This window comes from Bdellovibrio sp. GT3 (genome assembly GCF_037996765.1).
Classification (GTDB): Bacteria; Bdellovibrionota; Bdellovibrionia; order Bdellovibrionales; family Bdellovibrionaceae; genus Bdellovibrio.
Genome location: NZ_JBBNAD010000003.1, coordinates 38,497 through 52,326, shown reverse-complemented (window position 1 = coordinate 52,326; position 13,830 = coordinate 38,497). Strand labels below are relative to the sequence as shown.

Here is a 13,830-nt window from a genome sequence, read left to right as displayed (position 1 = left end):
AGCCCTGGCGAAACCCTTCATTCTCCAGGGCTATTTTTTTACCCAAAACACGACACTACTCTAAAATTGGAAACTTCCCGTGAACCTGATCTTTAGGAAGAGTATTGAAATGCCACCACTCATGCTCCAAAACTTTGAAGCCTTCGTTCTCCATCAGGTTTCTTAGAATCATGCGATTGCTAAATTGCAAATTGCTCAACTCCCCCGACTTCAAAAACTTCTGTTCTAGTTTTGGCTGAGCCAGATCCCGGAAGTCATCAAAGCCTGTGCCCATGTCCAGATAGTCCCCGTCTCGCTCTCGCAAGCTTAGATCCATCGCCATGCCGAAGTTATGCAAAGATCCCGGATAAGGTGCTGCTACATAGTTCTGAAAAGGAGTGCCTTCCAGGTACTGATAAAACTTTGCCTGAATGCTGCGCGGACGAAGCGCATCCCAGATAACAAACTTCAAGGTGGGATGTTTTTTCTTTAAGTTTTCACAGGCGCGCATGAACATCTCGTAGGTGACTGGCGCCACAAAGCAACGGCCAAAGCCCTCGTAAATATCCTGGCTCATAAAATTGTTCACGCTGGCATAGCGCATATCCAAAGAGACCTGATCGGACTCTTTGATTTCACGGAAGTTCTGTTCAATCCACTGCAATTCACTGGCGAAAGATGTCATGGATTCACTTTACAACGATTCACAATTCGATCAATGATTAAATCTCCCGTGGAGGTTACCCATGATTCCAAAGTTCGAAGTGTGGATTATAATTCAAAAACCCGTCTCTGAGGTTTTTGCCGCAGTCTATGACAACAAGAAAATCAGTTCTTACTTTGTAACGGGGCATGCCTCAGCGCCGTTGAAACAAGGTGAAACAGTTGAATGGGAATTCGCCGACTTCCCCGGTCCCTTTAATGTTAAATCCAAACAAGTCGTTCAGGACAAATTAATCATGTTCGAATGGGAAAACACCACCGGTGGTTGGAATAATGTCGAGTTTCACTTTGAAGCGTTGAACTCGGCTGAAACCAAAGTAAAAGTGTATGAAACCGGATGGCCTGACACCGAAGAAGGCATCAAATCCTCCTACGGCAACTGCATGGGTTGGTCACAGATGATCTGCGCCATGAAAGCTTTTTTGGAATACGGAATCAATCTGCGCAAAGGTGCTTACAAAGCATCAACTGGAGACTGAACTTTACGTTTTTCCCAGTAGCGATACAGATTCACAATTTCATTGCTGGTCAAAATCGGCATGGCATCTTTTAGCATGTCGTCGGACCAATCCCACCACTTCATTTCAGCCAGCATCGAGATTTCCGGATCGGAAAATCTTTTTCTGACAACTTCCCCGGGACTTCCGGCGACGATAGAATATGGTTCCACATTTTTTGCAACCAGAGTTCTGGCGCCGATGATACAACCATCACCAATGCGCACTCCCGGCATAATCATCGCTTCAGCACCAATCCACACATCATTGCCAATCACGGTGTCGCCGGCAGCACGATAGCCATTTTGAGCCTCGGCATAGACAGGATTATTTGTTATGAACGCGAAAGGATATGTCGAGATCCACTCTTTCCTGTGGCCCTGATTGCCCGCCATCATAAAGATGGCTCCGGAACCGATGGAGCAATATTTCCCAACATAGAGCTTATCCACATCGCTGCGATCACGAGGTAAATACCAGGCACACTCGTCAAAGGAGTGTCCGTGATAATAACCCGAGTAGTAACTGTGCTCACCCACAATTATATTGGGATGAGTTGTTTGATCTTTGAGGGATTTGCCGGCAAAGGGTGAGGAAAAATAGTTGTTTGTCATGCCCTAAATCTAAGCAACGACGGAACGAAACATCAAGCAGTCTATGATAAGTCCCGCATAGTACAAACTCTTCAGTGCTAAGCTTTCTGAAACTTCTTGATAACACCCGTTGCAAAGTAGACAACCGAACAAGATGCAAAGGCCGCAGCTCCCAAACCTCCGCCAATTCCTCTCGCAAGTGGAATCAGGAAAGTAAAGACCACACCATACACCAAACTGGCAACTAACACTCTTTTCCAACCAAGGCGGGATTTATCTGTCATCCCCACGAAGGTGGCACCAAAGAAGGCCCCTTGAAGGGCGCCATCCCAGTTCACACCAGACACTCTTAGGAAAATCACAAAGAGCAACGCCGGAAATGCCGAAGCTCTGACCGTTGGCCAATGTTTCTGGTGAATCAAAAAATATGTCGCTTGCGCCCCAAGCACTGAAACCAGCAAGACTCCAAACAACGTCATACCATCACCTTCAGTGCCAGTCCCAGAAGTGACGAGATAAAAGCGATGGTGCCCAAACGCCCGCCCATGCCTTTAAAGTAACGACTCATCACAAAGTAAATCAAAGAGCCAATCGCAGAGACCAGCAGGATCTCCCAGAATCCTTGCTCGGTGACTTTGGAACCCATGGCGACAAAGGCGCCCATATAAATGTTCGCATGAACGTGATTGCTTTCAATTCGCTTGGTAGCAGGGATAAAAGTTCCCAGCAGTCCGGTCAAAGCCGCAGCTTCGACCGTGGACATACCCATTTTTGCCTGAAAGAAAAAACAGGACATACATCCCAGTAAAAATGTGAAGAACTTAAGCAGCCAGAGCTGAAAGTATTGAAGTGGTAAAGTCATGGCTAATCCTAGCAAACAAAGCTAAACTCAATCAATGAGCCTGAATGATTTCTTAACCCAACATCCCCGCTTGACGAAGTCTTTTAAAAACTTTGTTCATGATTTCCAGGAAAAAATGGATGCGGAAACATTCACGTCCTTTCTGCACAATTTGGATGCAGAACTAAGCCGTGTGAGTGGGGAGCTTCAGACGGTGTCGCCGGATACTTTGCGCGCCCGCACCCTGCACCAGCTTGTGGATTCAGAGATTGACTCAGAAAAAGAAATCCAAGTGAGTTGCTTTAAGGGCTGCTCGGCCTGCTGTCACATGGAAGTTGAAATCACCAACCACGAAGCACAAATCCTGAGCCAGCTGATTCTTGATGGCCACCCGATTGATCGGAACCGCTTGCATCGCCAAAGTCTTCGTGAACTTCAAGACCCGCTATGGAAGCAAGGTATGCGCAATCAGGACAACCCTTGTGTCTTTTTAAATTCAGAAGGTTCTTGCAGTGTTTACGAACATCGCCCGGTAATGTGTCGCCGACACTCGGTGACGACTCCGGCAAAAAACTGCGAAACACTGGATGCGACGATCACTGTGCGCTACTTCCCGAAAGTGGATCTTTACATTAGTGCTGCAAATGAAGACAGCACCGTGTTGATTGGACCTATGGCGAAAATGATTTCACTGGAGCTTGGCGGTCGCTAGCTTTCATTGTATTTTTTGTTGGATCCCCGGGCTGATTCCACCGGGTACTTCGCTGCATTCTTTTTAAGTTTTCCTGCCAATGCCGCTGATAGGTCAATTTTATTCATCTGCGCAAATCTCAGCACAAAGAAAAAAACATCGGCCAGTTCGTCAGAGACTTGTTCTTTAAATTCTGCCGACTGCAATTTTTCCTGAATCTCTGCGTCCGATTTAAAGCGAAACAGATCCAAAAGTTCATTGGCTTCGGTCGACATGCCGATGGCCAGATCTTTGGGAGGATGAAATTGATCCCAATCCCGCTCGGTGCAGAATTGTTGAACCAGCTGACTTAGTTCTGAAAGTGAATCTGCATTACTCATACTCTACTTCTTCTTACTCTTGGAGTTCCACAAAGGTTTCGCTTTCATTACTTTCTTGAAGACAGGGCAATCCTTGTCATGGGCTCCCGGTAAGTACCCCGCGCTCAATAAAAATTCGTTCACGATTTCCCCGCCCGTAAATTTGAAAGTCTTTTTGAACAACTTCACCCATTCTTCTTTGCTTAATGGATGATGATGCGCGAGCCACTTTTCAAAGGACCCAAATTCTTTTTGCAGCAGCAAAATAGCCTTGGCATTTTCGATGGCCGCGTTGATTTTAAGCCGATTGCGAATCACGCCGGGATCTGCCATCAAGCGTTTGCGATCAGCCGCCTTATAGGCCGCTATCTTTTTGATATTGAAGTTATGATAAGCCTTCCGAAATGAATCCTGCTTTTTTAGAATGGTTTCCCAGCTAAGCCCTGCTTGATTGATCTCTAAAATCAAACGACAAAACAGTTCATTGTCATCGTGTATAGGAAATCCATAGGCCTTATCATGGTAGGGCTTATGAATGGCTTTTTTCTCTTCTGACATATGAGTGATGGCGCGGCAGTATGACATCTCGACCTCGATCTGATCATCCTATCAACTTTGTGCACATTTACAATTTTAATTGCGTCAAACTCCCGCTACACTTATGGCAGCAGGAGTTTTTATGGCGGTACAACTTGAAATGGGTCTGGATACATTTGGCGATGTCACTTATGATTTAAATGGCAAAAGTCTTACCCAAGATCAGGTGATTCGCAATGTAGTCGCTGAAGGTGTTCTGGCAGATCAATTGGGTTTGGATTTTTTTGGTGTGGGCGAGCATCACCGTGATGACTTCGCTGTTTCCGCACCGGAAATAGTCCTTGCCGCGATCGCAGCCAAGACCCGGAAAATTCGCCTGGGATCCGCCGTCACTGTGTTGAGTTCCGACGACCCTATCCGCGTCTTCCAAAGATTTTCAACCATCGATGCGATTTCCAATGGTCGCGCCGAAGTGATTATGGGACGGGGCTCTTTTATCGAGTCTTTTCCTCTTTTTGGATTTGATTTGGAAAAGTATGAGGAACTATTTGAAGAGAAGCTGGATCTATTTGCACAACTTTTAAAAGGCAATCCAGTGAACTGGCAAGGTAACACGCGAGTGCCCGTGACGAATCAAAGTGTCTATCCCCAACCCGCAGGAAAGCTGAAAACCTGGATTGGTGTGGGCGGAACACCTAAATCAGTCTTGCGTGCCGCTCACTATGGATTTCCCCTGATGCTCGCAATCATCGGTGGTGATCCCAAGGCGTTCAAGCCATTTGTGGATCTGTATTACAAATCCCTGAGCCAGTTTAATCAAAAGTCTCAGCCAGTGGGCGTCCACTCCCCTGGATTTATTGCCGCCACTGACGAAGAAGCCAAGGAAACCATCTGGCCCCATTATCGCAATATGATGAATCGAATTGGACGTGATCGGGGCTGGCCACCGATCACCAAAGAGCAATTTGAACATCAAATTGGTCCTGAAGGATCACTGTATGTCGGGTCACCTGAAACAGTCGCCGATAAAATCGCCACGACGGTCAAACACCTGGGAGCCGCACGCTTTGATTTAAAATACAGTCTGGGTACATTGCCCCATGAGGACCTGATGAAGTGCATTGAGTTTTACGGCACCAAAGTAGTTCCTTTGGTTCGCGCCAAGATCGCATAACTATGGATTCACGTACTCGGCCACACCCTTTAGACCGTTTTGTGAATAAATGAACAACAATGAATTGCGCTGACTATCGTAAGCAACACTACTTGCACAAGTGATAGTGGAATTAGGCAGAGTCAGCGGAGTTTCCGCGCCGGCATTATTTAGATCATACTTATACAGCTTTCCATCCGTCCCGCAGGTATAGATATAGTTTTTGGAAAGATCCGCGGTGCGATTTAGAGCAAAGCGCGAGAAGTTGCGTGGAGTCGTAAAGAATGTTCCCATGGTTCCACTGCCATTCGCATTAAACTGAGCGATACGCTTTAAATTGTACTCTGGAAGCAACCACATATTTGTGACGTAATCAAAAGCCCCCTGATAACCAGAGTCCTTAGTTAAACCGGTAACCAAACAAGCGTTCAATGCCGTACCGTCAGCACAAATTGTGCTTGGAGTGGTAACGCCTCCTCCATAGTAGACAACCTTCGTCAAAGTATTGGCGATGGAATCCCACAAATTGTAGCGTGAATCTACCGCACCGTAAGTTGAATTATAGCTAAAGGTGTTCGTCAAAATTGCGTTGCTACTCATGGCAACAATAGCCGGACCGTAATCATATCCAGTCCAAACGTCCGACCACAATCCAGTGGAGCGCGTGATTTTCGAGAAGTAACTGCCTCCACGAGGCATATAGATATCACCATTCGCCGCGACCTGCATACGTGATGGATAGTTATCAGATGAAGTTCCCAACGGACTTTCAAACGCAACAGATCCCACACTTGGAGTGCCTGCCCACTGAACACCGGCAACAGTGTAGATTGTATTCCCCGGCATAAATTCACGAATACGAATATCCGTTAAGTCAAACACAGTAATATAACTTTGCCCTGAGGAGTTCCAAGACTTCACATCCGTCAAATTGGCAAAGCGAACAGCAAGCGCCTGACGTCCATCATCTGAACCCAGTCGATCTCCCACCAACGTTTTAATTTTGCCATCAGCCGCAATCGTGCGAACTGCCTTGGCTTTGGAGTCGATATAGAAAATCTGTCCCTGACTGTTAAAAGCCAGCGCCTGCGCAGAAATAGCACAGTTGTTTTGCGGAGTATCTTCAGCACAGGTCCCGGCTTTGTTTGTGCCATAAAGCTGAACCCACTTCAGGGTTGCAGGATTGAATTTGAAAATCGACTGAACGGAGCCATTTCCATTGTAGGCTGCATAGGCATTACCGCTGCGATCATGATAAAAGTTTGCAAAGTCACGGAAACCACCGCTGGCCTTGATGTAACCCGGAGCCGGCAGAAAACTAACACCGGTCACTGGATCCACTTGGGCAGAAACGCGGCCCTCATTTGTGGCCGTCGAGAACGGACAGTTTGCATTACCACCGATTTGCATCCACCAAATCAAATTATTGATATTGCCCGAATCATCAAAGGTCATATAGTACGAGGCCGTCGTACACTTTGTATTATCCTGGCTGCTGGAAAAGGTATTTCCCGTACCCGTGAACGTGATCGTGCTGATGGTATCTGCAGCTGCCGTGTATTTTCTTAACTTATGCCCGCTGGCATCACGGAAATAAACATCCCCATTTGCCGCCACCGTCAGCTTCGTAATATCCGCCGTTGCCAGATAGTTCAAAGCACCTGAAACGTAGTCACCGGAAGTTGAACCACCACCAATAAATCTGGTGACGGTCATTGGGCTGACGCGGGTATTGATCTTACGAATAGATCTATAGTCCGCCACCAGGATGTCATTATTGGTATCAACCCAAATGCCATTCACCGATTTAAATTTCGCGCTGGTAAGAGGTCCACCATCACCCGACGCCGTCGCCGCATAGGTCGCAAGCATTTCATACACACCCGTTGTCGGATTCACCCAGGCCAAGCCACGGGTATCGACCACAAAAATACGTCCATCATCCAGAACCGCTAAAGAGTTGTTTCCGGAAGGCAACATCACCGCTGATTTTGCACTGGAGCCCAACCCCAGATCCGTATTCCCAGCAAGGAAGTTCACGGATCCTGAATTCAAAGGGTTACTGACGATATTCGTCGAGAAGCCCAAGGCATCTGTTACTTTCAGTTTTATGCGGAAGTAAGTTCCCACCGGAGCCGAAAGCACCGCACATCCCGTGAACCCTGCTGTCACGGAACAACCGCCGTTTGCCGTATTGCCCAATCCCGAAGCCAAAGTCCCGGCCTCTGTGGAATCATCGGTCGTGTAAAGAATTTGGATCGGAGAAGCCGACAATCCCGTTACGCTGGAAATATTCCATTTCACGTAGACTGAATTCCCTGCACCGGCAACCAAATCTGTTCCCGCTGGTGGAGTTCCTGGAGTGTCGGTGGCCGTCAGTTGAATGGCACTAATCACTGGAGGCAGTGGTGAATTGTACACGATAGAACCTGAGTCAACGCCACTGGTTGCGGCATTCGTTGAAATGTTTCCAACTGCATCCATCAACCAAATGTAAATCGGATAAGTTCCTGAAGACAAACCCACGTTGTAGTAGATGCTGGATGTACTCAAAGTTTTTGCTGCCGTCAGACCATAAGAACTGACTGAAACCCAGCAACCATCGGAGGACGTTGGAATACTGCTGGTGGTTTGCATACAAATTTTAGAAATATTAGTAAGTGCATCAGAAGCAGAAACCGCAACCTTTACGTTGTTGTTTGTCGTGGTCGTCACCCCATTATTCAAAGTGAAGGACGACAGAACTGGCGCACCGCTGTCAATCGTGAAGGAATTTGAGGTGCTGGTCGTCGCATTTCCTGCTTGATCAGTCAAAGTCACACGAACACGCGCAGATGATGTATTCCAAGACGGAGCCGCGACAGTATTTAGATTGTAAGCCTTGGCAGAGTTCAAGCCTGCCGTCGCCGAAAGATTACCAAAGGAAGTCCACGAAGAACCATCATAAATTTCAACGCTGAATGAAGAACTGGATGGCACGTTTGCCTCTGTCACAATCCAGTTAATACTTAGGGTGCCGCCACCTGCTGCTGCCGTTGGTGTCGTCAAGGAGATGGCGGGAGCTGTTGTATCCTTGATTATGATTTTAGAAGATGATGATCCTACGTTACCGGCCACATCCGTTTGACTTGCACTTAAAGTGTAAGATCCATCAATCAAAGCCGTCAGATTCAAATTCGCAGTCCAATTGCCACCAGAACATGCGGCAGTCACGCCGGATAATCCAGCAATAGTCACAGTGCTGCCATCTTCTGAACATGCTCCGCTAATTGTATAAGAACTGACCGAACCCACTGGAACTACAATTGGACTTCCCGCAGGAGTCGCAATAGTCACCGCAGGCACCACCGTGTCCACCACCCAGGAGTACGATTGCACGGCACTTTGATTGCCGGCAGTATCCGTTGCGTAGACTTGGAACTGATGGTTTCCTTCTGCCAGAGCACTATAGATCACACCTGATGAACACGAAGTATAGGCACCGCCATCAATCTTACATTGATATCCTGCGACTGCTCCACCACCCGTGTCCGTGGCAACAAATGAAAATACAGCCGCCGCCGAGTTCCAATTTGCTGCGGGTTTACCGGTAATTGAAAGTACGGGAGCGATCACATCCACTGTCCAACTGAAGTTTGCTACGGCTGAATTATTTCCTGCGGTATCGGTCGTGTAAACCTCAAAGGTATGCACGCCACCGGCTAGCGCATTGTAAGTGACTCCGGATACACATGAACTTGCTGTGACGCCGTCCAGACTGCAGTAGTATCCGGCGATTGCACCACCGCCAGAATCACCGGCGCTGAATGTGAATTGTGCTGTCGTGGAATTTGTCAGCGCGGCAGGAGTCGTCAACAACGTCAAAGTTGGCGCCGCCAAATCCACGGACCATGTGTGAGAGTGAACAGTGCTGGTATTTCCTGCGGTGTCTTTGACTCTGACGTCAAAAGTATGACTGCCTTGAGTCAGTGCACTTAAATCGCGCGGGCTTGAGCAATCAGCATAGCCTCCCCCATCAAGTTGGCAGGAGTATCCGTCAATCGCACCACCACCAGAATCAGTTGCTGAAAACAGAAACTGCGCCGTCTGGGAATTCGTCAAGGACGCCGGTGTTTGATCCAAAGTTAAAACCGGCAACGTGGTATCCACAACCCAGTCATAATTAGTTGCGGCGCTGGGATTTGAATTGTTATCGATAGAGCGCACACCAAAAGTGTAACTGCCTTGCACCAAAGAATTGTACGATTTCGGAGATGAACATGCCGCCCACGATCCGGAGTTTATTTGGCATTCATAACCGGTGATCGAACCACCCGAAGGGGCCGTCGCCGAAAAAGTAAATGTCGCTGTCGTTTGATTTGTCACTGAGTCGGGATAAGTGATAATGGACGCCATCGGAGTCGATGTATCCACAGTCCATGCATACGTTGTTGCTGTCCCCAGGTTACCCGCTGTGTCCGTGGCTCTGACTTTAAATGTATGTCCACCATCAGACAGACCCGCATAAGATTTAGGCGTGGAGCAACTTGCATAGGCCGCGGCATCAAGTGCGCACTCATAACCGGCAATACTGCCCCCGCCAGTGTCACTTCCGACAAAAGAAAAATTCGCACTTTGAGAGTTTGTGGTTGCCAGTGGTTTTGAAGTTAATGTGACAGTGGGAGCCGTCGTATCGATGGTCCAATTATATGTCTGAATGGCTGAATTATTACCAGCACCGTCGAATGCCCGGGCTTTGAAACTGTGAGAGCCAGCTGCAAGCACCAAACTTGTAATTGCAGTACAGCTTGCATAAGCGCCGCCATCCACACTGCAGGAATAGCCAGCCAGACCGGAACCACCACTGTCAGTCGCTGACAATGTAAATGACGCCGACAAGGAATTCGTCAATACACCGGGACCAGTTAGTGTCAAAATCGGAGCCGTTAAATCAATATGCCACGTCTTAGAGTCAGGAACTGAAACATTTCCCGCGGCATCAACAGCACGCACTGCCACTGTGTGATCACCCTCAGCCAAACCACTAAATACGGCAGGACTAGAACACGCGGTCCAGGCACTGGAATCCAGTTTACATTCAAAATAGTCTATACTTCCGACACCGTCATCACCGGTAAAGGAAATACTTTGTGAAGATGATTTACTCTGCGCCAATGGCTGAGTCGTGATGGTCACCGTCGGAATAGCTGTATCCAAGGTGACACTCACAGAGGTCGGTACTTGAGAGATGACTCCCGCAGAATCCTTTGCCCAAAGGTAAAGTGTTTTTACGCCATCTCCGCTGGAGGCAATTGTATAGTTCAAGTCCTGAGAATTGTTTTGCGTACAAGTGACTGGGAAATCCGCCGACGAAGCTGGAACCGCTGCACTTTCATTGATTAGCAATCCTTTAAAAGAATCACAGGACGCCAATGCGGCCCCTGTGTATAGAGTCACAGTAACACTTCTGGAGTTGATGGGATGAGTGCTGGCCTGCGCAGGATTCGAAATCACAAAATTCACCGGCTGCGGCAGCACATTATTGGTGATACTCAAAGTTGAAGTGACAACCTTGTGCTCTTTAGTCAGATCCACGGCGCTGCTGCCGTCATTCTTCCCTATCGTCAAAGTCAACGTATGGCTGCCTTGGGAATCCCCTGAAGGTGTATATAAAAACTCACTTCCAGTTCCGACAACCTGATCATCCAATTTCCATTGATAGACTATATCGTAGGCCGTGGACCAATGAACGGCATGCGCCTTAAGTTCCAACGCAACTTTTTCCTGACCGGCAGCAGGTGTCGCTACTGACTCCACATAAGGTGCCGCATCCAACAAAGTAACTGGACTGAATCCAAACAAGTTCGTGAAGCGAGTCGTTGCCTCGTCACTGGCAATCAGAATGTCATAGGCCTGTTGCGCACTTGAAGCGCTGTTCAACATCGCCATCAACAAAGTCAGATTCTTTGGGTCCGTGTTAAGTGCATTAAAAAGGGAATCTTTTTGGCTCGTGTACATGACGAAACCCAATAAAGATGACGCCATCGTGACGTCCTGATTTGCGCTGCCAGTAACTGGACGATAGTAGACTCGTGAAGAGCAATCACGTACTTCCACCAGCAAAGTCCCTGCATAGTCGGACTTTCCGATGGCCTGACTGGAAAAGCTATATTTGCCATCGGCATCAATGGTCATTGAATCCAGGGCTGGTGACTCCAGCTCTCCTGAAGATTTCATCTTATATAGATAAGCAGTTGGTGATGTGCAACTCTGCCCTAAGGTCTGAACGGACATGCCTGATGTCGCTGAATAGCCTACAAGCTGCCCTGTTACATTTGAAAGGCCACTCAACTCGGCCAACTCGGATAATTTGAGTTCCAGTGTGCAGGAGCTTAACAGAATAGAAAACAGAAATAGGACAACAGTCCTACTGAGATTACTCCCAAATTGCTTTCTAATACGAGCCAAGTTAAGCATGACATCTTATCGGTCAAGAAATCTTGAATCTTGAAACTTTATGAGCAAAAGAACATTTAGTGTTCGGGGATGAATGTCTCACCGAACACAAAAGTGAGTTGGACTTTAAAAGCGAATGCGTCCCACGGGACGATTCATTGAATCAAACACGGTCAGATACATTCGGTCGCCTGCCACAGGCTCCTCAAAGTTGACGTAAAGACCATCGCGGTATTTTGCAAAGTCCGGACGCTTTCCTGAGTAGCTCAAATAGCTTTCGTACTGGGTATTCGCGAAAAGAGTGATATGCCCAGCTCGGCCCATATAAACCAACAAAGCCTGATAGTAATATGACTTTGGATTTTTTGCGGCTTTCATTACGATGCTCTGGCTGATAGCACTGTTGCAGGAGCGTACATAATCAATTTCAGCTACTTTGGATTTATAAACGGAGAAATCGTGCAATAACATGCACTCCAGATATCGCTCCCCCACCAAATCCACCAGCATCGCCGTATTCAATGTGCTGCCGTTTTCCTTAGGCAGAACATCACGCTTCAAATCGATCGCCAAAGAGGTGATCAAAGACAAGGTGCGATCTGAAAGAATCTGCCCCATGTTGGTCACAAAGCGATACAAGGCCGCATAGTTTTCGTGATTTTGGAAGTAAGCCTGGCCATCGATCTCCAGGTTCACAACCTGGTCGTAGGTCAAACTGGTGCTCACCATCCACAATGCTTCGTGAAGCAAAATGGCCGCTTGTTCGGCTTCTTTCAAAGAATAGAACTCCTCCATCAGAACAGTGATTCTGCTGCTTGCGCCACTTGCCGCAAACATCACAACCTTGTCCGAGGACATCTTCAGCATTCTTGCATATTGCTCGTGAATTCCCTGGCGAGTCGCCTCTGAAATATCGCCATCCTTTACGCGGTAATACTTACGATCCATCGTCGGATAGATCGCAGACATCAACACCCCTTTGACCGAGGACTTGATCGGCATGGTGTCGATTTCTTCAAGCAGACGCATCAGGCCCGGAATGTTTTGCGGGGATTCTGGCTCCTCGTCAAAACGAAGATTCGCGGAAAAAAATGTTTCCATAGTTTCACCGCTGCGAACGCCGCCGCCACCGTTTTGAACTTCACGCACAGCGTGCGCACTAAGTGCCTGAACCAATACCAATACAAACAGAATTTGTTTCACGCTTCATCCCCTTTAAGCTCAAACAACTGAATGGACATGCTGTAGACTTTGTTCTTGCCCGGCATTGCTGCCAGCTCCTGAGACAACATACGACGGAATTCACGGATACGTTCTTTGGCATAGGCCAGTTGATCAGCATCCACGCCGAAAACCACTGAAGACAAGTCACGAGTTTCCACCGGATCCACTTGCAATGAGCGCTGTGCTCGGCCCAGCATCTGGCGATGGAAATTCTGAATCGCCGTTGAAGGTACGTCTGAGGATGTCGTCGAATCAGGATCCGAAGGCTTCCATTTGCCGTTTTCTTCCTTCAGCAAGCCCACCTGCATCAAGCGATCAATCGTCGCTTCCGCCTCGCCCACTGAGATTTTCAATCGGTTGGCGATTTCAACATGGTTATGATTCATTTCTGGAAGATCGATCAATTCCAGGACGGCCAGATTCTGCCAATCCGCGATCAGATGAAAGTCTTCATCAGCAATTTTTTGAGAACCCATACGATGGGATTTCAAACGTTCTGCCGCAGATTTTTTTGCAATCTTACTGCGAGCATGTTCCGCCTGAACAAGGTCAATGAAGTACGCCCGTTCTTTTCCTTTGAGCTGCAATTTTTCAGCGATCAATGCTGCTCGCGAATCGGATAAACCGGCTTTGGAATTCAAAACTTCACTTAGACGGGAAACTGAAACACCGATATCCCGCGCGAAAGCACGCAATGAATAAGATGGATTCTTGCGTTGTCGCTTGCGAAGTTCTTCAATCAAAATGCTTCTGTAAGTGCTCTTCATAATGGACCAGATGTATCCCATTTGGGTTACT

The 13,830-nt window shown here is 47.6% G+C and carries 12 protein-coding genes; 3 read left to right on the top strand and 9 right to left on the bottom strand.

Annotated elements, in window-relative coordinates; all coding sequences use genetic code 11:
- Positions 1-55: 55 nt before the first annotated feature.
- Positions 56-664, bottom strand: coding sequence for a M15 family metallopeptidase (locus tag AAAA73_RS01355; RefSeq protein WP_340596349.1), 609 nt, complete (start codon positions 662-664; stop codon positions 56-58).
- Positions 665-725: 61 nt separating this feature from the next.
- Here AAAA73_RS01355 and AAAA73_RS01350 point away from each other — a divergent pair, with 61 nt between their 5' ends.
- Positions 726-1,181 carry an SRPBCC domain-containing protein gene (locus AAAA73_RS01350; RefSeq protein WP_340596348.1) on the top strand — a complete coding sequence of 152 codons (456 nt, stop codon included), beginning with the start codon at positions 726-728 and terminating at the stop codon, positions 1,179-1,181.
- Here AAAA73_RS01350 and AAAA73_RS01345 read toward each other — a convergent pair.
- From AAAA73_RS01345 to AAAA73_RS01335, 3 genes are all read right to left on the bottom strand, one after another.
- Positions 1,157-1,813, bottom strand: coding sequence for a CatB-related O-acetyltransferase (locus AAAA73_RS01345; RefSeq protein ID WP_340596347.1), 657 nt, complete (start codon positions 1,811-1,813; stop codon positions 1,157-1,159). The two genes, AAAA73_RS01350 and AAAA73_RS01345, sit on opposite strands and share 25 nt — an antisense overlap.
- Positions 1,814-1,890: 77 nt before the next feature.
- Positions 1,891-2,271: a hypothetical protein gene (locus tag AAAA73_RS01340; RefSeq protein ID WP_340596346.1), complete on the bottom strand. Its 381-nt coding sequence runs from the start codon at positions 2,269-2,271 to the stop codon at positions 1,891-1,893.
- Positions 2,268-2,654, bottom strand: a complete 387-nt coding sequence (locus tag AAAA73_RS01335) for a hypothetical protein (RefSeq protein ID WP_340596345.1) — start codon at positions 2,652-2,654, stop codon at positions 2,268-2,270. The genes AAAA73_RS01340 and AAAA73_RS01335 overlap by 4 nt, the downstream gene beginning before the upstream one ends.
- Positions 2,655-2,688: 34 nt before the next feature.
- Between AAAA73_RS01335 and AAAA73_RS01330 the strand changes: the two genes are divergently transcribed.
- Entirely contained in the window at positions 2,689-3,345 is a 657-nt protein-coding gene (locus tag AAAA73_RS01330; RefSeq protein WP_340596344.1) for a YkgJ family cysteine cluster protein, read from the top strand.
- Here AAAA73_RS01330 and AAAA73_RS01325 read toward each other — a convergent pair.
- Positions 3,342-3,704: a nucleotide pyrophosphohydrolase gene (locus AAAA73_RS01325; protein ID WP_340596343.1), complete on the bottom strand. Its 363-nt coding sequence runs from the start codon at positions 3,702-3,704 to the stop codon at positions 3,342-3,344. The genes AAAA73_RS01330 and AAAA73_RS01325 overlap by 4 nt on opposite strands.
- Before the next feature lie 3 nt (positions 3,705-3,707).
- Positions 3,708-4,268, bottom strand: coding sequence for a DNA-3-methyladenine glycosylase I (locus tag AAAA73_RS01320; RefSeq protein WP_340596342.1), 561 nt, complete (start codon positions 4,266-4,268; stop codon positions 3,708-3,710).
- 94 nt (positions 4,269-4,362) lie between these two features.
- Between AAAA73_RS01320 and AAAA73_RS01315 the strand changes: the two genes are divergently transcribed.
- Positions 4,363-5,394: an LLM class flavin-dependent oxidoreductase gene (locus AAAA73_RS01315; protein ID WP_340596341.1), complete on the top strand. Its 1,032-nt coding sequence runs from the start codon at positions 4,363-4,365 to the stop codon at positions 5,392-5,394.
- Here the strand turns inward: AAAA73_RS01315 and AAAA73_RS01310 are convergent, their stop codons facing one another.
- The 3 genes from AAAA73_RS01310 to AAAA73_RS01300 all read right to left on the bottom strand — a co-directional run bounded on the left by AAAA73_RS01310 (position 5,395) and on the right by AAAA73_RS01300 (position 13,820).
- The gene (locus AAAA73_RS01310) at positions 5,395-11,589 is read right to left on the bottom strand and encodes an Ig-like domain-containing protein (protein WP_340596340.1); all 6,195 of its coding nucleotides are present in this window, start codon (positions 11,587-11,589) and stop codon (positions 5,395-5,397) included.
- A gap of 345 nt (positions 11,590-11,934) precedes the next feature.
- On the bottom strand, positions 11,935-13,011 hold the full coding sequence (locus AAAA73_RS01305) for a hypothetical protein (RefSeq protein ID WP_340596339.1): 1,077 nt from the start codon (positions 13,009-13,011) through the stop codon (positions 11,935-11,937).
- Positions 13,008-13,820: a TIGR02147 family protein gene (locus AAAA73_RS01300; protein WP_340596338.1), complete on the bottom strand. Its 813-nt coding sequence runs from the start codon at positions 13,818-13,820 to the stop codon at positions 13,008-13,010. The genes AAAA73_RS01305 and AAAA73_RS01300 overlap by 4 nt, the downstream gene beginning before the upstream one ends.
- Positions 13,821-13,830 lie beyond the last annotated feature (10 nt).

Coding starts and splice junctions, on each gene's coding strand:
- AAAA73_RS01355 (WP_340596349.1), bottom strand. CDS start 664: ATGACATCTTTCGCCAGTGAATTGCAGTGGATTGAACAGAACTTCCGT.
- AAAA73_RS01340 (WP_340596346.1), bottom strand. CDS start 2,271: ATGACGTTGTTTGGAGTCTTGCTGGTTTCAGTGCTTGGGGCGCAAGCG.
- AAAA73_RS01310 (WP_340596340.1), bottom strand. CDS start 11,589: ATGAAATCTTCAGGAGAGCTGGAGTCACCAGCCCTGGATTCAATGACC.
- AAAA73_RS01330 (WP_340596344.1), top strand. CDS start 2,689: ATGAGCCTGAATGATTTCTTAACCCAACATCCCCGCTTGACGAAGTCT.
- AAAA73_RS01300 (WP_340596338.1), bottom strand. CDS start 13,820: ATGGGATACATCTGGTCCATTATGAAGAGCACTTACAGAAGCATTTTG.
- AAAA73_RS01350 (WP_340596348.1), top strand. CDS start 726: ATGATTCCAAAGTTCGAAGTGTGGATTATAATTCAAAAACCCGTCTCT.
- AAAA73_RS01345 (WP_340596347.1), bottom strand. CDS start 1,813: ATGACAAACAACTATTTTTCCTCACCCTTTGCCGGCAAATCCCTCAAA.
- AAAA73_RS01335 (WP_340596345.1), bottom strand. CDS start 2,654: ATGACTTTACCACTTCAATACTTTCAGCTCTGGCTGCTTAAGTTCTTC.
- AAAA73_RS01315 (WP_340596341.1), top strand. CDS start 4,363: ATGGCGGTACAACTTGAAATGGGTCTGGATACATTTGGCGATGTCACT.
- AAAA73_RS01320 (WP_340596342.1), bottom strand. CDS start 4,268: ATGTCATACTGCCGCGCCATCACTCATATGTCAGAAGAGAAAAAAGCC.
- AAAA73_RS01325 (WP_340596343.1), bottom strand. CDS start 3,704: ATGAGTAATGCAGATTCACTTTCAGAACTAAGTCAGCTGGTTCAACAA.